The following is a 20406-nucleotide window of genomic DNA, read 5'->3' as shown; positions in this document are numbered from 1 at the left end:
GGCAACCGCAGTTAATCGCCCCCCTTTTTAGGCTATTTAAAGAAAAATTAGGGTTTATTTCGATAAAATTAGCAGTAAATAGGCTGTAACCTCCTAAAAAACTTAAATCCCTTCTCCTAGTCCTTTTTTTGACCTGAAACTACCCCGAAGTTTCCTGACACGGCAGCCCAACCATCTCCCCTTAACCCTTGCTGCTCCCCAGATTATCACCTAGTTTTTGTATAAATTTATACCCGACAAAAATAGTCGGGTATATTTGACACCAAGATTTTGCCGGTGATAGGATGTTTGTACATCAGTTGACGGCAAGACAGGAAAATCATGACCCTAGCGACAAACATCGAAACCTCAAAATTCATCCCCACCTTTACCCGCTTGGTTTCTAAGGAAGGAGGGACCTCCTACCCCCTGAAAGCGCTGAATATCTGCGAAGAAACCTTTGCCCCCCTGGAAGTGGACTACGATTACGACCTCATCCGTCGCACCGTTACCAGAGAAAGCATTCAAGCAGGTCCCAATTCCATCTGGCGCTATCGTTCCTTTTTGCCGGTGGAAAGTGAAAATCCCATCGATGTGGGTACGGGTATGACTCCCCTAGTTAAATCCCACCGTTTAGCCCGGCGCTTGGGTCTCAAAAATCTCTACATTAAAAATGATGCCGTCAATATGCCCACTCTCAGCTTCAAAGATAGAGTGGTATCCGTCGCCCTTACCCGGGCTAAAGAATTAGGTTTTACTACCGTTTCCTGTGCTAGTACGGGAAATCTGGCCAATTCCACCGCCGCTATTGCCGCTCACGCCGGTTTAGACTGTTGTGTTTTCATTCCCTCCGACTTAGAAGCGGGTAAAATTCTCGGCACCCTAATCTATAATCCCACGGTCATGGCAGTTAAAGGCAACTACGATCAAGTTAACCGTCTCTGTTCAGAAGTGGGCAATACCTACGGTTGGGGTTTTGTCAACATCAATCTGCGTCCCTACTATTCCGAAGGTTCCAAAACTTTAGGCTTTGAAGTGGCTGAACAATTAGGCTGGAAACTCCCCGACCATATTGTCGCACCTTTAGCCAGTGGTTCCCTCTTTACCAAGATTTATAAAGGCTTCCAAGAATTCGTCAAAGTCGGTTTGGTGGCAGATAAAGCAGTGCGTTTTAGTGGCGCTCAAGCGGAGGGTTGTTCCCCCATTGCCCAAGCTTTCAAGGAAGGACGGGATTTTGTCGCCCCAGTTAAACCCAATACTATCGCCAAATCGATCGCTATTGGTAATCCCGCCGATGGTGTTTATGCCCTTGATATTGCGCGTAAAACTGGCGGTAATATTGAATCCGTCACCGATGCCGAAATTATCGAAGGTATTAAACTTTTGGCAGAAACGGAAGGCATTTTCACGGAAACCGCAGGCGGTACAACTATCGCTGTCTTGAAAAAATTAGTAGAAGCGGGTAAAATCGACCCTGAAGAAACCACGGTCGTTTATATCACCGGTAATGGTCTAAAAACCCAAGAAGCGGTACAGGGTTATATCGGTGAACCCCTGTTAATCGAACCGAAATTAGAAAGCTTTGAACGGGCCCTGGAACGTTCCCGCACCCTCGAACGCCTCGAATGGCAACAGGTTCTCGTCTAGAATTGATGTTCAGGGATGATGGGGCGATTATCCCCTTGCCTCATCTCCACAAGCAATTTAAATTTGCGCGCAGCTTACTGTCCTTTCCACTTTTTCCTTGATATCTATGGCCGTAAAAGTTCTCGTTCCCACTCCCCTGCAACAATTTACAAAAAATAAGGCTACCGTCGAGTGTAGTGCTAGTAATGTCGGTGATTTAATCGAATCCTTAGAAGCAAGTTTCCCCGGTATTAAGGCCCGCTTATGCGATGAAGAGGGCGCACCCCGGCGCTTTTTAAATTTCTACGTCAACAGTGAAGATATTCGCTTCCTCGATGGGACAAAAACCCCCTTAAAAGATGGCGATGAAGTCAGTATCGTTCCTGCGGTGGCTGGAGGTTAACCTCCCCATAAGTTTGTTTTCCGTCAATTGTAATTAAACCCCTAGAAAGTGATGTTTTCTGGGGGCTTTTGTTCAGGTAAGTTTTAGTTAGGGTTGCCAGAAAAACCTAATCTTTGTGTCCTTTGTGCCTTTGTGGTTGTTCATATTATTATAAGCTGAGACACATTTGGTCAATTGCCATAGAAGTTCTCATCTAAGATTTGCTCTGGCAAGAAAGGACAAATTTGAGGATAATCATTTTCTGGGGGAATCCGAACACCAAATTGAGCAAGTTTCCCTTCCTTAATTGCCACTTGACGAGCATCTGGATAAGCTTCCTCGATAGCAGTTTCTAGATAGGATTTCAGGGAAGGCGTATTGCGTAAGTTTTTCTCAATTCGCTGGCGATGCTCAATAATAGAACAATACCAGCTATCCTTCATTGATGGCGGTGCGTCCTGCTGTACTTTTAATTTGAGCAAATGAGCTAAAAGAATCATCAAATTACTTTCTAAAGTTCTTTTTTCCGATTTTCCCAACTCGGTTAACTCCTCAATTAAGTTATCAGTATCCAGCGCAGCAAATTCCCGCTTCTGTAGGTGGCTAATTGTTGTTGCGAGCCATACTTGAAAATCTTGTTCGTAGAGAGTTTTGGACATAGCGATAAGTTGTTCCTTCGAGTCAATAACTAGATTGATAACTAAGCGGCTACAATTCTCAAGGCGTTACTAATTTCTAGCTTCCCTTGTAGTTTACCAAAAAATCACCTAAAATGGAAACTATCTGTATCCCTTGCTGACTGCATCTGGCTCCCTACACCATTTTCTACTATCTTTGAGCAAACCCGCGAAAGATAAGGATTTAAAACTATGCCTTTAAGTTGGAATGAAATTAAAAATCGCGCCATCGCTTTTCAAAAAGAGTGGGAAGGAGAGACTTCAGAAAAAGCAGAATCTCAGTCTTTTTGGAATGATTTTTTTAATGTCTTTGGCATTTCACGGCGTAGGGTAGCTAGTTTTGAGCAACCGATAAAAAAAGCAGATAATAAACAGGGTTTTATTGATTTACTCTGGAAAGGAACGATTTTAGTTGAGCATAAATCGAAGGGGAAAGATTTAGAAAAAGCCACACAACAGGCTAAGGATTATTTTCCCAATTTAAAGGAACATGAGTTACCGCGTTATATTTTAGTATCGGATTTTCAACGGTTTAAATTATATGATTTAGATTCAGGAAATCAATGGGAATTTGAATTAAGTAATTTTGTTGATAACGTTCATTTATTTGATTTTATTGCTGGTTACGAAAAGCGAGTTTATAAAGACGAAGATCCCGTCAATATTCAAGCAGCCGAGTTAATGGGAAAACTTCATGATTGCCTCAAAGAAATTGGTTATATGGGGCATAATTTAGAAGTTTATCTAGTGCGTTTATTATTTTGTTTATTTGCCGATGATACGGGTATTTTTAATAAGGGTATTTTCTGGGAATATATTGATATACATACCAAAGAAGATGGCAGTGATTTGGCGATGCACATCGCTTATATTTTTCAGGTTTTGAATACACCAGAAGACAAAAGATTAAAAAATCTCGATGAGAATTTAACTCAATTTCCCTACATAAATGGCAAGTTATTTGAGGAGTCATTACCCTTAGCGGCTTTTGATAGCAAGATGCGAGTCATGTTATTAGAAGCTTGTGCTTTTGATTGGGGAAAAATTTCCCCTGCTATTTTTGGCTCTATGTTTCAAGCGGTAATGAATCCAAAAGAGCGACGCAATTTAGGGGCGCATTATACCTCCGAGAAGAACATTCAAAAGGTGATTAAACCGTTATTTTTAGATGATTTACACAGAGAATTTGAGAAGATTAAAGGCAATCGCAATAAATTACTAGAATTTCAGAAAAAGATTGCTAATTTATATTTTCTTGATCCTGCCTGTGGTTGCGGCAACTTTTTAATTATTACCTATCGAGAGTTAAGAGATTTAGAGATTTTGGTATTACAGGAGTTAGATAAATTAGATAAAACGGGGCAGTTAGTAACAGATATTAGTGCTATTATTCAGGTAGATGTAAACCAGTTTGCTGGTATTGAATACGATGAGTTTGCGGTGAGGGTGGCAGAGGTGGCAATGTGGTTAATTGATCATCAGATGAATATTAAAGTTAGTAATACTTTTGGTCAGTATTTTGTGCGTTTACCATTAAAGAAAGCGGCAAAGATTGTTCATGGAAATGCCTTGCGGATTGATTGGGAGGAAGTTATCTCAAAAGAGAAGCTCAATTTTATTTTAGGGAATCCTCCTTTTGTGGGTGCGATGATTATGAACGAACAGCAAAGGAATGATATGGCTTATGTTTTCGACGGTGAGAAAGGAATAGGCGTTTTAGATTATGTGTGTGCATGGTATATCAAGGCTGCTCAAATAATTCAGGGCAATAGAATCAGGGTTGCTTTTGTTTCCACAAATTCTATATCTCAAGGTGAGCAAGTTGCCTTACTTTGGAATATTCTTTTTCAAAAATATCATTTAAAAATTCATTTTGCCCATCGTACTTTTAAATGGAGTAATGAAGCAAAAGGAAACGCCGCAGTTCATTGTGTTATTATTGGCTTTGGAAGTTTTAATATAACAACTAAAATCCTATTTGATTATGAAGATATTCAAGGTGAATCATTAGTTGTTCAGTCTAATAATATTAATCCCTATTTGGTTGATGGAAGTGACATCATTATTTCTAATCGAAGTTTTCCTTTATCTAATGTTCCATTAATGCGTTTTGGTAGTATGCCAAGAGATGGTGGTAATTTTATTTTTACAGAACTGGAAAAAGAAGAATTTTTAAAATTAGAGCCGAAGGCAGAAAAATGGATTAAACCTTATACAGGAGCGCAAGAATTTATTAATGGTTATAGTCGCTATTGTCTATGGTTAGTTGATATTTCTCCCACTGAATTAAAGACATTACCAGAAGTCATCAAAAGAGTAGATAAGGTTAAAAATTTTAGATTAAAAAGTAAAGCTGCTTCTACTCGTAAATTTGCGGCGACACCTACTCTATTCTGTCAAATAGCACAACCCGATACTAATTATTTACTTGTTCCCCGTGTCTCATCTGAAAGAAGAAAATATATTCCGATAGGTTTTATGAATAAAAATGTGATTGGTAATGATCAAGTTTTATTAATTCCTAATGCCAATCTATATTTATTTGGTATTCTTACTTCAGAAATGCACATGGCATGGGTTAAATATGTCTGTGGGAGATTAAAAAGTGATTATCGTTACTCAAAAGATATTGTTTATAATAACTACCCCTTTCCAGAAAATATCACCGACAAACAAAAACAAACCGTTGAAACTTGCGCTCAAGCTGTGCTAGATACTAGGGTAAAATATCCCGATAGTAGCCTTGCGGATTTATACGATCCTTTAACTATGCCTCCCGACTTGCTCAAAGCTCACCAAAAACTTGACAAAGCTGTTGATTTGTGTTATCGTCCCCAACCTTTCACCAGTGAATTAAACCGTATTGAATACCTCTTTGAACTCTACGAAAAATTAACCGCTCCCCTACTCCCTACCAGCAAACAAAAACCCCCGAAAAGAAAAAATCCTCAATAACGAAGGCAAAAGGCAAAAGGCAAAAGGCAAAAGGCAAAAGGCAAAAGGCAAAAGGCAAAAGGCAAAAAGCAGCTTTGTTCTCCTCATCACCCCACACCCCACACCCCACACCCCACACCCCACACCCCATCACCCCACACCCCATCACCCCACACCCCACACCCCACACCCATCCCTAAGCGCCGCAATTCCGGAGATTATATAAAAAAACACCCAGAACAATCGAGGTGATGGACAATACTAAAGGTTGTGTAGGTCATCAGAAAAGCCCTGTCAGGGTAAAATACTATGAAACTAGCGTCACGAGTCAATCAAGTCACCCCCTCCCTTACCCTAGCTATCGACTCTCTGGCCAAGGAAATGAAGAAAAACGGCGAAGATGTCTGTAGTTTTAGCGCCGGGGAGCCAGATTTCGACACACCCATTCACATCAAAGCTGCCGCGAAAAAGGCCCTCGATGAGGGAAAAACTCGCTACGGACCTGCTGCCGGAGAACCAGGGTTAAGAAAAGCCATCGCCGAGAAATTACTGCGGGATAATCAACTAGCATACAATGCCGATAATATCATCGTTACCAATGGGGGTAAACAGTCTCTCTATAATCTAATCATGGCGTTAATTGAAGCGGGGGACGAAGTAATTATTCCCGCACCCTACTGGTTGAGTTATCCTGAAATGGTGACGTTAGCGGGGGGAACATCGGTTATAGTGAACACTAGCCTAGAGAATCAGTATAAAATCACCCCCGAACAGCTAGAAGCGGCAATTACACCGAAAACTAAATTATTTGTTCTCAATTCTCCCTCTAATCCTACCGGTATTGTCTATACTCCCGAAGAAATCGCAGCTTTAGCAAAAATTGTGGTTGAAAAGGATATTTTAGTCGTTTCTGACGAAATTTACGAGAAAATCCTCTATGATGGCGCAATTCACCGCAGTATCGCTTCTTTGGGTCCGGAAATCTTTCAGCGCAGTATTATTAGTAATGGTTTTGCTAAAGCTTTCTCGATGACGGGGTGGCGCGTCGGTTACATAGCAGGACCGGTGGAAATTGTCGAGGCCATGACTAATATCCAAGGTCATAGTACCTCTAATGTCTGCACTTTTGCCCAGTACGGTGCGATCGCTGCTTTAGAGAGTCCCCAAGATTGCATCGAGGAAATGGTCAAAGCTTTTAGCCAGCGCCGACAGTATATTTTAGAACGAGTGCGATCGCTCCCTGGACTCAATTGTCCTACTCCCAACGGTGCTTTTTATGTGTTTATCGATATTAGTCAAACTGGTTTAAAATCCCGGGATTTTTGTCAGAAACTCCTAGAAACCCAAAAAGTAGCCGCTATCCCCGGTATTGCTTTCGGTGCTGATGATTGTATTCGTCTTTCCTATGCTACAGACCTAAAGACGATTGAAAAAGGATTCGATCGCATTGATAAGTTTATCGGCACTTTGTAGGATGATTACTGTATCTGTTAGGGTGAATTTTGTTCGCCCTTTTTTTGGGTTTTAACGAACTTGAACTATAAAACAGGGAATTTACTTCCTAAAGGCCCTTCTGGGGACTTTCCCTAGGGGCTTTTGTTAAGTTACATTAAGCCCTACAATAAAATCCTAGGGAGTTAGACGAAATTCGCTCGATCGCTCGGTCTTATCTGCTCCTAGCTGAGATAGAGAAAAGATAGCGCATCGAGAAACAGAAAACTTGAACTACTCAAGCCTTCGTCAATACTGCCCTTGTCATCTATCTTGAGTTATAACCTAGTGTCCCAAACCCTACCTAAACCCACCCTAGAAAGGGAATTTTTGCCATTTACCCTACAGGATGTCCGTCTAGCTATCCCGGCACGTTGCTTCCAATCAAGCGTTTTTCGCTCTTTAGCCTACTTTTTTTTTGATATTGGCATTATTACCCTACTTTACTGGATAACTTACCAGATTAATCAAGCTTGGTTCTTCCCCCTTTTTTGGTTTATGCAGGGAACCATGTTTTGGGCCTTATTTGTTGTCGGTCACGATTGCGGTCACGGTTCCTTTTCCCGTTATCGTTGGTTAAATAACTTAATCGGTCATCTCAGTCATACTCCCATTCTCGTACCTTTCCACGGTTGGCGCATCAGTCATCGCACCCATCACGCTAATACCGGCAATATCGACACCGATGAAAGTTGGTATCCCGTCACGGAAACCCAGTATAACAATATGGCTTGGTACGAAAAATTAGCTCGTTTTCAGCTAATTTTATTTGTTTATCCCCTCTATCTTTTCCGTCGTTCCCCTAATAAACAGGGGTCCCATTTTATGCCCGAAAGCCCCCTCTTTCGCCCCTCGGAACGCTGGCAGGTACTGACTAGCACCTTTTGCTGTACCTTTATGTTAGGTCTATTAATCGGGGTGGGTATCAGCCAAGGCTTTTGGTTTCTGTTTAACTACTACATCATGCCCTATATCGTCTTTGTGGTTTGGTTGGACTTGGTGACATTCCTACACCACACCGAAGATGATATTCCCTGGTATCGCGGTCAAGATTGGTACTTTCTCAAAGGGGCGCTTTCTACCATCGATCGCGATTATGGCATCTTTAATCCCATCCATCACGAAATTGGTACTCACGTCGCCCATCACATTTTTATCACTATTCCCCACTATCATCTTAAAGAAGCAACCGAGGCTATCCGTCCCGTCTTAGGAGACTATTATCGCGTCTCGAAAGAACCGATTTTCAAATCTCTCTGGCGGTCCTACCGCAATTGTCATTTTGTCAGTGACCAAGGCAGTAAGATTTTTTACCGCAAAAACTGATCCTGTCTTATCCATCAGGAGGAGGAGGCAGCAAAATCTGCCTCCTCTTCTCACACCGAGAATAGTTGCCAAAACTAGCAATAAAGTCTTTTTCTGGATTTGGTTCAGTGGCAAGGAATTAAGCTGATGCAGCGAAATTGAACAACGTACAAAGGGAATGACATCGGCAGCATTGGCCAAGAATCAAACAAATATCTAATTGGAGAAGCAACTAGAAATGTACCAAAGGAAATTAAGTCTCGCTATTCTCTTATTCCTTGGCGTTTAATCGGAGGAATGAGAAATATTTAGAAAAGGTGCTATTATGCGGAATAATAGTTGACTTGTGTTAGAATCGGTGATGTTGTTAATTTAAGGGATAGTTACATGAAAATTGTTACTGTTACTGAGGCCAAAGAACAAATTGATGAATTAGTGAATGATACCAATGATAATCATCAACCGATTTTGTTATCTGGTACGAAAAAGAATGCTATTTTAATTGCTGAGGAAGATTGGAACTCTATTCAAGAAACGCTTTATTTGTATTCTATTCCTGGTATGGTAGATTCAATTATTGAAGGTGGCAACACTTCTATTGAAGATTGTCTGGATGAGGCGGGTATCAGAGCAATTTTAAATGGATAATTGGCAGTTGTTTTTTACCAAACAAGCGAAAAAAGATGCTGAAAAGCTGGCTCGTACTGGGTTGGCAAAACAAGCTAACGAGTTATTAAATATTCTTAAGTCAAATCCCTATCAATCTTATCCTGTTTATGAGAAACTCAGTGGTGATTTAGCGAGCTATTATTCTAGACGTATTAATATTCAGCATCGTTTGGTTGATCAGGTTATTCCAGAAGAGAAGGTTGTCAAAATTATACGGATGTGGACTCATTATGAATAACCCCTTTTAATTTATTTTACCTAAAATGTCGGATGAATGCCCCCGCTAGATTTTTCGACAAGATACTCACCTTTGCGGGGAATGAAATCCGACCAGAATATCAATGACCCTGAGCGAAGTCGAAGGGTCAACCGCGAAGCACGATTTTCATTCTACTATTTGTAGGTAAACTGTGTTATACTTAATTTAGCCAGGGTCGAGGATTAATCAATGCTAGTCGTAAAAGCCAAGTTAAAAAACGGGACACCAGAGAGGCAGGAAAATTTATTGTAATTTCTCAATAATACTGATAATGATTCTCTTTAGCTGGGGGAGATTGTTTTGAATCACTTTCCAGACGACTTTTTCATCAATTGCCCAATATTCATGAACTAATTTATCCCGCATACCTGCGATGTTTTTCCAAGGAATATTAGGATAATTAACTCTCACTTCATCAGGAATATTTTTGACTGCTTCCCCAATTATTTCAATTAATTTTACTACCGAAAGAAAGATTTCTATCTTAGTTGAAAATTCTTCAAAGCTTAGATCCTGAGTCATCTTTTCTAGTTGACAAATTGCCTCTAGAATGTCTTGCAAGAAATCTCTAAATTCCCGTTGCGTCATACATAAATAACCTCGGATAAAATTCTTTCTCGCCTTCTTCCTTTTAATCCATTTTTACTGATAACATCCGCTTTTACCTTAAGTAAATCACTTAAATAATATTCCATATCTACTAAATCCAGTAAACTAGGCGGTTCTGTATAATCTATCAGAATATTAACTTCACTATTTTCCTGCACTTCTCCTTTTACATAATCTCCAAAAATACCTAATTCACTGACATGATACTTTTCTTTTACTAAGGACTTAACTTGACCCAAAATCGCTTTAATTTCTTCTAAATTTTTCATGATGCTTACCTTCTAAGATAACGGAAAAGACTTTTACCCTACTGATCAAAATTTTATTTCCTGTATCTGTATTGTAGCAGATAGCGGATGAAAGGATAAACCATACTCCTTAAAATCATGAGAATTGAGAGAGTTATGCAAAAAATACCCCCTCAACTGACTAAATGAAGGGACATTTATAGTATTTTTAGAAGCAATTTAACCTACTTTTCTGGTTTCTTTTTCGATGGATTGGGAGGGTTTTAGTTTGCGTTTGAGGGTTGAAACTGCGCCGAGTGTACTGACTACCAGGAGACTTAAAGTTCAAGTTTTCCAGAAAGAAAATTAAACTAATTAAACATTCATATTAGTGTTTTATGTTAAATCTAATGTGTATCGCATCGCCTCTTCCAATTGCTGTAAATAACTAGAAGAAAGTGTCCCCAACTGTCTCTGAAGTCGTTGTCTATCAATAACAACAATTTGATAACATAAGGCTACTGATTCCTGATTTAAGCCTCCTTGTCCTGCGGGAATAACCATTGTTCCGGGAATTTGTGCGCGACGTAAATTACTGGTTAATGGAATTACAACAACAGTGCTAGTGAAGCGATCAATATTGTTATGTTGGACAATAATAACAGGTCGAATACCAGCTTGTTCTGAACCACGACTCGGATTCAAATCAGCTAGATAAATATCGCCTCGCATTTATTCCTTATCCTCTTGTTCAAGGTGAGATAAATAATCGGGTAAAATACTTTCTGAAAAGCTAATATCCTCTTGAGCAAATTCATTTTGTAACGATTGTGCTTCTGCATCTGAAATATTATCCCATTTCTGAAAACGTGAATTTCTTTGTAAGGATTTGACAAATTCAAGGACTTGTTGCTGTTTTTCTAGCGGTAAAGTCTTAATACTTTGCAAAATCTGGTCTTGAAGATTATTAATATGGGTGACAGACATTTCAACTTTTACTATATTTACACTAGGGTGACTATTTTACCACAAAAAACCCTCTTGTTGTCAATTAGTTAGCAGCAATTAAATAATAGACAATAAACAATACACAAAAAATAACCCCTCTACTGACTGAATGAAGGGGCATTTATGGTATTTTAGAAGCAATTTAGCCAACTTTTGTGGTTTCTTTTTCAATGGATTGGGAGGGTTTTAGTTTGCGCTTCAGGGTTGAAGCTGCGCCGAGTGTTCCGAGTGCGAGGAAGCCTAAAGTAGAAGTGGGTTCGGGAACTGGTTGGACACCCAAAAGTTCGCCATCAAAAGTAACTTCGCTGGCAAAGACCCACGCAGTGCGTCGATTTAGAGTAAGTTGTAGGGAACTACCACTAAAATTTAATCCTGAAAAAGTATAGGATGTTGGCGCTGCACTAGGCGGATCAGTAAGAGTTCCCGAATCGTAATTAGAGCTGCCCATACTTAATAATATACTTTGCGGTACGGAAACACCACCAAGACCATTTGAGTCACTCACATGGACAGTAACTGAGTTTATCCTTACTGTGTCAGCAAAGTTAAAAGTAATGACAGGATTCCGGTTTTCCCAACCAACATAAGGTCCTGTACCGTCTGGAACTTCTATATCATTCCAATTTTGTGTAGGAATTATGCCATCAGTTAGATCTCCAACTCCTCCGCTGAGAAGAGCATAATCTAGCGACGTGTTTCCAGTGCCATTATATTTCTTGTCCCAGTATTTAGAGGCGCCTCCATTTTCCATATTATAACTGATAGGTGTAATTTGAAGAGCATTAGCAGTACCTATTGTTGCCAAACTGATAAGTACGGCTCCCCCAATAGAATTTTTGACAAGTTTAATGAATACCATGATAGATGCCTCAAGACATTGAAATTGTTTAGTGGGATTTAACTGTTTTTTGGCAAAGTTGGCAAAGAGTAAATTGATACGATCGCTTTTCTAGCAGCCAAGTTAACCAGCAGTTTTACCTAACCCTAAAGGGTCAGCAAAGACAACAATACACATTCCCCCCCCCACAATTGTATTTTTTGATACAATTTAATAAATTTTTATATTTCTCTCTTAATCCCGATAAAGAAACCGCAGAACCAAGTCGGTTGTGAACAGCCCACCGCTTTTACCATTTTTGGTTAGTATCTGGATGTGGTATTATTTGAGGTGTGTTCGGATTATCTGATACGATCAAGGTCTATGACAACTTACTATGAAATCCTCAGCCAAATAGAGAATCTTCCCCTTACGGATAAGTTGCGACTTTTAGAGGATTTAAAAACTATCATCAAGCCGACCGTAGCGCCAAAAGATGACGATGAGATCATTCCAGCCGAAGAACTTGCTGAAAGCCAAGCAGCATGGCAAGATTATTTATCCGGTCGAGATACTGGAATCACTTCAACAGAATTAAAATACAAATTATTTGGAGATAAACTTGGCTGATTATATTCTACTTAGACAAGCAGAACGCTCCTTAGAAAGGATGCCTAAAAATGATCAAATTCGTCTTCTTGAAGCTTTAGATACTTTGATTTCGGATTCTACAAAATTAGATATTAAACCCCTTTACGGAAGAGATGAACTAAGATTGCGAGTAGGTAAGTATCGAGTGTTGTTTTTTGAAGATAGAAATAACAATCTATACGTCATTACAACTATTAAACCTCGCGGCGATGTCTATAAATAATACCAGAACTCTTTTCTAGACTGCTGTTTCTCCTTTCGCCATAAGACAGTGATTCACAGAAGAAGGATTCTCAGGTGTTTTTCCCTGTTTTTCCCCTTTTCAGGTGAACTATCCACTTCCGTGAGGGATTGTGGTGCGGTATGTCGGATTTGCTGCCTAATTATTGGGAATTAATGAAATCTTGAGGATGAACGATGGTAATATTGGGAATAGGGATAAAGTCATCAGGATTAAAGGTTAATAAATGGGTAATGTTAGAAGCTTTCATAACAGCAAGAAGCCTAATATCATGAGTGCGTTTTCCTTTAATGTTGTAGATGGTGACTAATTGAAACCAAAGGGGAAAAATATCCGGCGTTTCTGCAATTAATGTAAAGTTATCTAATAAATCATTGACATAATTTGTAGCTTGTGCTGGAGTCCAACCTAAACCATTAACATCAAGGGGGCGGGTTGCAACTACCCAAAATTCAATTAAAACTTGAGGAATAATAACACATTCATTAGCTGTTTCAACGATTTGAGTAATTACATTATTAGCAAGAGAATAAGTTGCTGAAGACGTATCAGCCGCCCGAAGCAAAATGTTAGTATCCAGTAAATATTGAGTCATTAGTCTTCATACATAGTGTCACGGTGTAAAGCTTCATCAGGTAAATTCGCACTTGTTTTAGGAAGTTTAGCGATTACTTTCTGCCATTTTTGAGCTTTTTCCTGGGGAGTGAGACTATAATCTGGGGAAGGGAGGGAAATTCTTGAGGTGAGAGATTCGGTGAAGGATAACACTTCTTGTTGTTTTTCTAAGGGAAGTTTTCTTAGGTTTTTAATGATAACTTGTTCAATGTTCATTTGACTTAGACTAATAGGCAACCATATCGATCATATCTCATGCCGCAATTTCTCTATATTTAATAAATCTTTACATTCCTCTCCCTCATGGCTTACGCTGGTATCTGCACTACTTCCTTGTCAGCATCAGGATTTTCAGTGATTTGGGGATTTTGAGGATGGGTGATGGGTGAAGATGGAAACGCTCTCGACATTGACCTTGTAGATTATCATTGAGGGAAAAAACATGATGACCCTGAAAAATCCCGTACATCCGGGCAGAATTGTCAAAAGTTCGATTGAAGAGCTTGAATTGACCGTTACAGCTGCGGCAAAAATGCTGAACGTGTCACGCTCTAGACTATCTAACCTAATCAATGGCAAGGCGGGGATTTCCCCGGAAATGGCTGTGCGTTTGTCAAAGACAATCGGTAGCACCCCTGCTGTCTGGCTGCGCCTCCAGATGAATTACGATCTTGCTGAGGTTAAAAAACAGGAAGATAGGATTTTCTGAATCCGATTGGGTTACAACACCAAACAACATTGGGTTAGCGCGATCTCGAAGAGAGCCGCCTTCGACGGTGCGCTGCTTCTGTAGCTGATAAACTAGGGATACCAGCTTTGATCAAGGCATCAGCATGACCACTAACGCGGCAAAAACTCAATGGCAGTATTTAGAGAAACGTCCTCATTCCTGGCGACAACAGCTTTGTTTTCAAGGTAGGAGGCTGAAAGCTTTTGATGTCTGGTCAGATATGATTGTCAACCAGATGACTCCTCAAGAAGCAGCTCTTAATTGGGAGTTACCTTTGGCTGCTATCTACGAAGCAATTGACTACTGCGAGGCTAATCAGCAGCTACTCAAGCAAGAAGCGGAAGAAGAACGCCACCGTCTGGAAGCAAAGGGGATTAGTGTTGAGCCTAAGATTATTGCTTGATGAGGACTCGCAATCCCAACTTCTGGTTAAGTTACTTACGGCTGCTGGTCATGACGTACTGACGATCAATAAAATTGGTTTGACTGGCTGCACAGATGATGTCGTACTTGACTATGCCATACAGGAAAATCGGATTCTGCTAACTCATAACTGCGATGACTTTGAAGAGTTGCACCAAGCCAATCCAAGCCATTCGGGTATCTTAGCGGTTTACCGTAACGCTAACCGCTTTAAAAATATGGACTCCAAGGCAATTGTCAATGCGATCGCCAATCTGGAAACGGCTAACGTCCCTCTTGCTAATCAGTTCATTTCCCTGAACCATTGGAACTATTAATTCTGCTTTGTCGTGATCGCGTCACAAATCTTAAGTTATATATCTCTCACACTGGCGATCGCTTCCTTTCCCCTGTTTTACTCCTTCTCAGGCTGTATATCCTCATTCCGTGAGGGATTGTGACGCAGTATGTCCTATTCGCCTTTGCCTTCTCCCTTGACTGACCCTCAACTCGATCGCAAACTAAATTAAACAGGATTACCTCGTACCAACCAGATGATAGACTGGGGATAATAGAAATAATTGAATATGGCTACATTACCGGAGGAAACCTTAACGAGCATTTTTGATCTACTGCGTCAACTAGCGGATCAGATAGAGTAGGCATCGGCAACGGAATGGCAACTTTTTACAGAATATGGGGAAAATGAACGGACATTATCAGAATTAGAAGAATTATCTAATGCCAGAGAGAGGGTAACTAATTCCTACTCCCGAATTAATAATATCCTGCTGATAATTTTACAAGAGCAGCCGACTCTCTCAAATACGATGCTAGAGATGTTAGAAAGAGCGATTTTGCAAGGAACAGCCAGTGTGGATGCTGTTAGTGCTAGTGTTGATGAAGTAAAGAGGCAATGGAACTTATGATGACTTACCGCACCTCCTATCCCGATGAAGCAACGAGAAAACAATGTCTTGAAAGCTTACGGGAAACTAACCGCCAGATTGAGCTTTATAATCTTTTTTTAGACGATATACTCGCCCAACTGGAAACAGAATCCCGTCAAAAGAGACGAGAAAGGCTATTGCAAAGAGGGCAAACTATTAAATAGAGGGATGCACAGAAGAAGGAGTTTCAGGTAGTTTCTCTTGTTTTACTCCTTCTCAGGCTGTATATCCTCATTCCGTGAGATATTGTGACGCAGTATGTCTGATTCGCCTTTGCCTTCTCCCTTGACTGATCCTCAACTCGATCGCAAACTAAATTAAACAGAATTAATATCAACCGACGGGATTCAACTGACCTAATTCCACGCTCACCGCATCAAAGCGATTGTCCCCGGGACGATAGGAGAGAATTTCCAACCCCTAGTTAACAATAACGGGTACGGTAGGGATCGAACCTACAACCGTCCGCTTAGAAGGCGGATGCTCTATCCATTGAGCTACGTACCCAGGAAAGCACAATTATAGATCATACCTCCAACAGTGACAAGTGGTAGGACTGATTTTCAATGATGATGGTGGTGTCCGTGGTGATGATGATGGTGATCGGAATGAATGTGAGGAATTGTTACAGAACTATTGACAGATAAAGCCTCTTGTGATAGTAAAGCTTCGATATGTTCCTCGGCCCAATCGGCGGCCATCTGACAAAATTCGGGGTTATCGTTGACACAGGCCATCTGCACATAATTAACTTGGTCGTGCTTGCGGCGTAAAGCTTCGATAATATGCTCCACATCCAGTAAAGTTTCGTGATTTTCCGTAGCAAAGCCAATCGGCATGAAAATTAAGGCTTTGGCCCCCAATTCGATTAAATTCTTCGCCGCTAACTCTGCATTCGGTTGCGTCCATTTAATTAAGGGGGTTTGGTGATTTAACCAACCCACAGAAATCAAGGGATAACGATAGATTAATTTTTCCCGGACTAACTCGTATAAAGCTTGACTTTCATCGATTCCCGACGTAAATCCCTTAGCTTCGTGAGGACAACCGTGATTCATCAAAATAATGCCAATTTGCGAGGGAAGACAGCTACTAGCTACCTCGGCCGCGATTTTTTCCTCCACTAACCGCGCCATTAGCTCTATATAAGCGGGTTGGTTATAAAACGAGGGAATATAGCGCAATCCTTTGACCCAATGTTCCCCCGTTTGTCCTTGAGCTAAAGCTTTGTTAACTTGTTCGATCGCAATGCCACTGGTAAAGATAGAATCAACAACGAGGAGAGGATAGATCAAAATTTTCTCAAATCCCCGCTCGCGGATTTCCGTTAACACCTGTGCCGGTAAAAAAGGCGCACAGAAGTTAAACGCTTTGAATACCTCCACCCGATTACCCCATTTTGCCTGTAAATTGCGCTCGATTTCCTGTCTTTGATGCTCGAAAATGTGGTTATGGGGGGAAATAAAGTGATTATGCTGGTGCTGCCATTCGTGCAGGTCAAATATAGCCAATAATTTCGCTAGGGGAGGATAAACCCAAGTCGGTACGGGAGCAAACTTAGCCGTCAGCAGATTTAAGGCCTGTTCATTATAGTTGGCGAAGTCCTCGTAACTCTCCACTTCCCCGTATCCCATCAATAATACCGCCACTCGATCGCTGTGGTTGTGGGTAGCGGCTAACGGTTGTTGATCTGAAATGGCAACCACGTTTTTAACCCCGATTTTTTAAGTGAAAAACGCTATATCACTGGGATAGTAGCGTTTTTCCATCCTATCCCCTCGCACGCGATAGACCGCTAAAAATTTATAACCTCTACAGAATCATACAGATTGCTTATCATCCTGATTAATAAAACGATATGTAAAGAAACTTTAAATAATGTTAAGATCGTTGCAGTCCCACCTATGAGAGATATGACAGCAGGCGTGTTTGGTAGCTTACCTTTTTCCAATCAGAGCGGCGATCAACTCATCAGTAAAGTGGTGAGTGCTGCAATCGCTGCATTATTCAAACGCACAGGCAAGCTGACAGCGACTGTCCGCGCCGAACCCGTAGCCAAATTACTGCAAGGCAGTATCGACGGTTTTGACTTTATCGGTCAGTCAATGCTCATGTACAATGGCCTACGCATCGAGGCCATGGAATTGTATGTGCAGGCGGTGGCGATCGATTTTAGTGCCATTTTTACCGGACAGGTGAAACTCCGTCAACCGACGCGGGCCACTTTGCGGGTAGTTTTAACGGAAGAAGACTTAACCACCTCTTTTAATACACCTTTTATTGTCGAAAAACTGCAAAGATTAGAGTACGAAGGTAAATCAATTCACTGTCAGAATACGGAATTAATTCTCAATGACGATAAAACTTTAACTCTGAAAAGTCTAATTAAATTGGGAGAAGAAGAACCAATTCTTCTAGAAATGACCACTGCTGTGGTTGTGGAAGAAAGGCGAAAAATTCAATTTGTCGAGGTGGTTTATCAAGGCGACGAAAGATCGAAAGCTTTAGGAGAAGCTTTAATCAGTCATGTTAACAACCTTATGGATTTAGATAAATTTGCCCTCGATGGTACTCAATTAAGAGTCGATCGACTACGTTTAAAAGATAAACAGATCATCTTTTATGGTATCGCCGATATCGAGCGTTTTCCCCAAAGAAAATAGGCAGTATTTTTGCCTTTTAATCGTGCTTGTGGTGACAGGGAGGCACGGGATCGTAACCTCCGGGGTGAAAGGGATGACAACGGAGAATACGCTTAATTGCCAACCAAGAACCGCGCAGCACACCAAAGCGATCGATCGCTTCCATGGCATACTGGGAACAGGTGGGTTGAAAACGACAGGAAGGGGGAAATAGCGGCGAAATAAACCGTCGATATCCCTCAATTAAGCCAATAAAAATTCCTTTCAACAATGTCACCTCGATCACCTAAACTAAATAGATAGTCAATTTTCGCTTTTGCCACGTGGAACTATCCCACTCTCTCCTATTTTCGATCGGTTTAGTCGCCTGTTACCTAGCTGTTCTGATTCTGATCGCTGAAAAATTAAAAAGTCTTTTCAGCACCAATGGCGAAATTACCCGCAAGGTTGTCCACATTGGCACGGGAAACGTCATCCTTTTTGCCTGGTGGTTAAATATCCCCGCTTGGGTGGGAATAAGCGCGGCGATCCTAGCGGCAACTATCGCTATACTATCCTATTTTTTCCCCATTTTACCCAGTCTTAATAGTGTCGGTCGCCGCAGTTGGGGAACTTTTTTTTATGCTGTTAGTATCGGTGTTCTCGTGGGTTATTTTTGGCCAATTTCTCACCCCGAATACGCGGCAATGGGTATTTTAATTATGGCTTTGGGAGACGGATTAGCAGCCCTAGTCGGACAAAATTTTGGTCAACATCCCTACAAAATTTTCGGCAGTGGCAAAAGTCTGGAAGGTTCCCTGACTATGTTAGCAATCAGCTTTTTAGTCAGCTTGATTATTTTATCTTTTATTAATGGCATGAATCCGCCAATTATTTTAGTATCTTTATTAACAGCGATCGGAGCTACTATTCTAGAAACTTTCTCGAAACTAGGTATAGATAATCTCACTGTACCGATTGGTAGCGCCGCCATTGCCTATTTTCTTACCCAAATTTTCATCTCAATCTAGGCTATCTCAGCTTATTCACAAGGGCCGAATCTAAAACCTCATTGGTTAAGCTAAGTAGGGAGGCACAATTATTTGTTAGGATGGGTTAGTGGTAGCGTAACATGAGCGGGTGTTGGGTTTCATGCTTCAACCCAACCTACGTTCTGATAACTGATAACTGATAACTGATATGACTTTTACGATCACTCAAAACCAAAATCAATATCTTACCTATTGTCTCAAGGATGAAGAAGCTGACGCTTATCTGGAAGTGGTTCCCGCTAGGGGAGGAATCATCACCCGTTGGCAAATTTGCGGAGAAGATATTTTATATCTGGACACAGAAAGATTCAAAGATCCTAACCTCAGCGTCCGCGGAGGAGTCCCGATTTTATTCCCTATCTGTGGCAACTTACCCGATAATACCTATCAATATCAAGGCCGAAACTATAGCCTCAAACAACACGGATTTGCTCGTGATTTACCCTGGCAAGTGAGCAAACAAAGCAGCGAAACCGCCGCTAGTTTAACCCTAGAATTAAACAGTAATGAAGCCACTCGTCAAGTATATCCCTTTGATTTTCAATTAATCTTTACCTATCAACTGCAAGGAAACAGCCTCAAAATTCACCAAAAAGTGATTAATCTTTCACCCGAAAAAATGCCCTTTTCTATCGGGTTCCATCCCTACTTTCAAGTCACCGATAAAACCCGATTATCCTTTGATATTCCCTCCTCCCAATACCTCGACCAACGGAGCAAAACCCTCCATTCCTACTCCGGCAACTTTGATTTTAATCTCGAAGAAATTGATGCCGCTTTTCCGCAAATTACGCGCCATCAAAGTAGTTTTAGTGATTCCTATCATCAGCGTCAAATTGTCCTCGGTTACGACGATCTCTATACGACTCTAGTTTTTTGGACCCTGAAAGATAAAAATTATATCTGTCTCGAACCCTGGAGCGCCCCCCGCAACGCCCTCAACACAGGCGAACATTTGACCTACCTAAAACCCCAGAGTAGCCGCGAGGCGATCGTGGAAATGCGAGTCAATCAAATTTAAATTTCCCCTTGACTTAGCCCCGATAAGATGTTATATTGATAAATCGTGTGCAGAACACGAAACGGGTCGCTAGCTCAGCGGTAGAGCACTCGGCTTTTAACCGATTGGTCTTGGGTTCGAATCCCAGGCGACCCATAAAA

Annotated in this window: 26 protein-coding genes, 2 tRNA genes and 1 pseudogene; 17 read left to right on the top strand and 12 right to left on the bottom strand. The window is 41.0% G+C overall.

The genetic code is table 11. The features are described from left to right. The first annotated feature begins 321 nt into the window (after window positions 1-321). Entirely contained in the window at window positions 322-1626 is a 1305-nt protein-coding gene (gene thrC, locus myaer_RS16245; protein WP_002783420.1) for a threonine synthase, read from the top strand. Window positions 1627-1732: 106 nt separating this feature from the next. Then, the gene (locus tag myaer_RS16240; RefSeq protein WP_002742805.1) at window positions 1733-2008 is read left to right on the top strand and encodes a MoaD/ThiS family protein; all 276 of its coding nucleotides are present in this window, start codon (window positions 1733-1735) and stop codon (window positions 2006-2008) included. Window positions 2009-2178: 170 nt separating this feature from the next. Here the strand turns inward: myaer_RS16240 and myaer_RS16235 are convergent, their stop codons facing one another. Then, window positions 2179-2646: a DUF29 domain-containing protein gene (locus tag myaer_RS16235; RefSeq protein WP_046662854.1), complete on the bottom strand. Its 468-nt coding sequence runs from the start codon at window positions 2644-2646 to the stop codon at window positions 2179-2181. Window positions 2647-2856: 210 nt separating this feature from the next. Between myaer_RS16235 and myaer_RS16230 the strand changes: the two genes are divergently transcribed. From myaer_RS16230 to myaer_RS16205, 5 genes are all read left to right on the top strand, one after another. Further along, entirely contained in the window at window positions 2857-5619 is a 2763-nt protein-coding gene (locus myaer_RS16230) for a DNA methyltransferase (RefSeq protein ID WP_046662853.1), read from the top strand. Window positions 5620-5907: 288 nt separating this feature from the next. Then, entirely contained in the window at window positions 5908-7071 is a 1164-nt protein-coding gene (locus myaer_RS16225; RefSeq protein WP_046662852.1) for a pyridoxal phosphate-dependent aminotransferase, read from the top strand. A 306-nt stretch (window positions 7072-7377) separates the two neighbouring features. Beyond that, window positions 7378-8415, top strand: coding sequence for a fatty acid desaturase (locus tag myaer_RS16220; protein WP_046662851.1), 1038 nt, complete (start codon window positions 7378-7380; stop codon window positions 8413-8415). Window positions 8416-8781: 366 nt separating this feature from the next. Next, window positions 8782-9042, top strand: a complete 261-nt coding sequence (locus tag myaer_RS16210) for a type II toxin-antitoxin system Phd/YefM family antitoxin (protein WP_002783395.1) — start codon at window positions 8782-8784, stop codon at window positions 9040-9042. Continuing rightward, window positions 9035-9301: a Txe/YoeB family addiction module toxin gene (locus myaer_RS16205; RefSeq protein ID WP_046662850.1), complete on the top strand. Its 267-nt coding sequence runs from the start codon at window positions 9035-9037 to the stop codon at window positions 9299-9301. Before myaer_RS16210 ends, myaer_RS16205 begins: the two co-directional genes overlap by 8 nt. A 264-nt stretch (window positions 9302-9565) precedes the next feature. Here myaer_RS16205 and myaer_RS16200 read toward each other — a convergent pair whose 3' ends face one another. From myaer_RS16200 to myaer_RS16175, 6 genes and pseudogenes are all read right to left on the bottom strand, one after another. Beyond that, on the bottom strand, window positions 9566-9910 hold the full coding sequence (locus tag myaer_RS16200; protein ID WP_046662849.1) for a DUF86 domain-containing protein: 345 nt from the start codon (window positions 9908-9910) through the stop codon (window positions 9566-9568). Beyond that, window positions 9907-10200, bottom strand: a complete 294-nt coding sequence (locus tag myaer_RS16195; RefSeq protein WP_002783391.1) for a nucleotidyltransferase family protein — start codon at window positions 10198-10200, stop codon at window positions 9907-9909. Before myaer_RS16195 ends, myaer_RS16200 begins: the two co-directional genes overlap by 4 nt. 198 nt (window positions 10201-10398) lie before the next feature. Beyond that, window positions 10399-10503: pseudogene (locus tag myaer_RS22095) on the bottom strand (PEP-CTERM sorting domain-containing protein); the annotation flags it as partial. Window positions 10504-10554: 51 nt separating this feature from the next. Next, window positions 10555-10890 carry a type II toxin-antitoxin system PemK/MazF family toxin gene (locus tag myaer_RS16185; RefSeq protein ID WP_002768260.1) on the bottom strand — a complete coding sequence of 112 codons (336 nt, stop codon included), beginning with the start codon at window positions 10888-10890 and terminating at the stop codon, window positions 10555-10557. After that, entirely contained in the window at window positions 10891-11145 is a 255-nt protein-coding gene (locus tag myaer_RS16180) for a hypothetical protein (RefSeq protein ID WP_002734916.1), read from the bottom strand. A gap of 163 nt (window positions 11146-11308) precedes the next feature. After that, window positions 11309-12025, bottom strand: coding sequence for a PEP-CTERM sorting domain-containing protein (locus myaer_RS16175; RefSeq protein ID WP_046662848.1), 717 nt, complete (start codon window positions 12023-12025; stop codon window positions 11309-11311). Between the two features lie 342 nt (window positions 12026-12367). On the opposite strand from myaer_RS16175, the gene myaer_RS16170 reads away from it, so the two are divergent. Continuing rightward, window positions 12368-12613 (top strand): hypothetical protein, encoded by a 246-nt coding sequence (locus tag myaer_RS16170; RefSeq protein ID WP_002734321.1) that lies wholly within the window; start codon window positions 12368-12370, stop codon window positions 12611-12613. After that, entirely contained in the window at window positions 12606-12857 is a 252-nt protein-coding gene (locus myaer_RS16165) for a type II toxin-antitoxin system RelE family toxin (RefSeq protein WP_004162266.1), read from the top strand. Before myaer_RS16170 ends, myaer_RS16165 begins: the two co-directional genes overlap by 8 nt. A gap of 160 nt (window positions 12858-13017) precedes the next feature. On the opposite strand, the gene myaer_RS16160 is transcribed toward myaer_RS16165, so the two are convergent. Continuing rightward, a complete protein-coding gene (locus myaer_RS16160) occupies window positions 13018-13470 on the bottom strand; it encodes a type II toxin-antitoxin system VapC family toxin (RefSeq protein WP_002750618.1) in 453 nt (150 codons plus the stop codon). After that, window positions 13470-13706 carry a hypothetical protein gene (locus myaer_RS16155; protein ID WP_008202209.1) on the bottom strand — a complete coding sequence of 79 codons (237 nt, stop codon included), beginning with the start codon at window positions 13704-13706 and terminating at the stop codon, window positions 13470-13472. Before myaer_RS16155 ends, myaer_RS16160 begins: the two co-directional genes overlap by 1 nt. A 226-nt stretch (window positions 13707-13932) precedes the next feature. Between myaer_RS16155 and myaer_RS16150 the strand changes: the two genes are divergently transcribed. From myaer_RS16150 to myaer_RS16130, 4 genes are all read left to right on the top strand, one after another. Then, window positions 13933-14199 carry a HigA family addiction module antitoxin gene (locus myaer_RS16150; RefSeq protein ID WP_235614759.1) on the top strand — a complete coding sequence of 89 codons (267 nt, stop codon included), beginning with the start codon at window positions 13933-13935 and terminating at the stop codon, window positions 14197-14199. A 124-nt stretch (window positions 14200-14323) separates the two neighbouring features. Further along, the gene (locus myaer_RS16145; RefSeq protein ID WP_046662847.1) at window positions 14324-14623 is read left to right on the top strand and encodes a hypothetical protein; all 300 of its coding nucleotides are present in this window, start codon (window positions 14324-14326) and stop codon (window positions 14621-14623) included. Beyond that, window positions 14598-14960, top strand: coding sequence for a DUF5615 family PIN-like protein (locus myaer_RS16140; RefSeq protein ID WP_046662846.1), 363 nt, complete (start codon window positions 14598-14600; stop codon window positions 14958-14960). Before myaer_RS16145 ends, myaer_RS16140 begins: the two co-directional genes overlap by 26 nt. 587 nt (window positions 14961-15547) lie before the next feature. Continuing rightward, complete coding sequence (locus tag myaer_RS16130) at window positions 15548-15736, top strand: hypothetical protein (RefSeq protein WP_002783384.1); 189 nt, start codon at window positions 15548-15550, stop codon at window positions 15734-15736. 270 nt (window positions 15737-16006) lie between these two features. Here myaer_RS16130 and myaer_RS16125 read toward each other — a convergent pair. Then, window positions 16007-16079: transfer RNA gene (locus myaer_RS16125), tRNA-Arg, on the bottom strand. A 56-nt stretch (window positions 16080-16135) separates the two neighbouring features. Then, complete coding sequence (locus tag myaer_RS16120; RefSeq protein ID WP_046662845.1) at window positions 16136-17278, bottom strand: ferrochelatase; 1143 nt, start codon at window positions 17276-17278, stop codon at window positions 16136-16138. Between the two features lie 198 nt (window positions 17279-17476). Here myaer_RS16120 and myaer_RS16115 point away from each other — a divergent pair, with 198 nt between their 5' ends. After that, window positions 17477-18235, top strand: coding sequence for a DUF2993 domain-containing protein (locus myaer_RS16115; RefSeq protein WP_002800349.1), 759 nt, complete (start codon window positions 17477-17479; stop codon window positions 18233-18235). Window positions 18236-18251: 16 nt separating this feature from the next. On the opposite strand, the gene yidD is transcribed toward myaer_RS16115, so the two are convergent. Then, a complete protein-coding gene (gene yidD / locus myaer_RS16110; protein WP_004162269.1) occupies window positions 18252-18482 on the bottom strand; it encodes a membrane protein insertion efficiency factor YidD in 231 nt (76 codons plus the stop codon). Window positions 18483-18537: 55 nt separating this feature from the next. Between yidD and myaer_RS16105 the strand changes: the two genes are divergently transcribed. From myaer_RS16105 to myaer_RS16095, 3 genes are all read left to right on the top strand, one after another. After that, window positions 18538-19224: a diacylglycerol/polyprenol kinase family protein gene (locus myaer_RS16105; protein ID WP_046662844.1), complete on the top strand. Its 687-nt coding sequence runs from the start codon at window positions 18538-18540 to the stop codon at window positions 19222-19224. 169 nt (window positions 19225-19393) lie between these two features. Beyond that, complete coding sequence (locus myaer_RS16100) at window positions 19394-20266, top strand: aldose epimerase (RefSeq protein WP_046662843.1); 873 nt, start codon at window positions 19394-19396, stop codon at window positions 20264-20266. Window positions 20267-20329: 63 nt separating this feature from the next. Then, window positions 20330-20401 (top strand) — tRNA-Lys (locus tag myaer_RS16095). The last annotated feature ends 5 nt before the right edge of the window (window positions 20402-20406 follow it).

Origin of the sequence: Microcystis aeruginosa NIES-2549, assembly GCF_000981785.2 — a bacterium.
In the GTDB taxonomy this organism is placed as follows: Bacteria; Cyanobacteriota; Cyanobacteriia; order Cyanobacteriales; family Microcystaceae; genus Microcystis; species Microcystis aeruginosa_C.
This window is presented reverse-complemented; position numbering and strand designations above follow the sequence as displayed.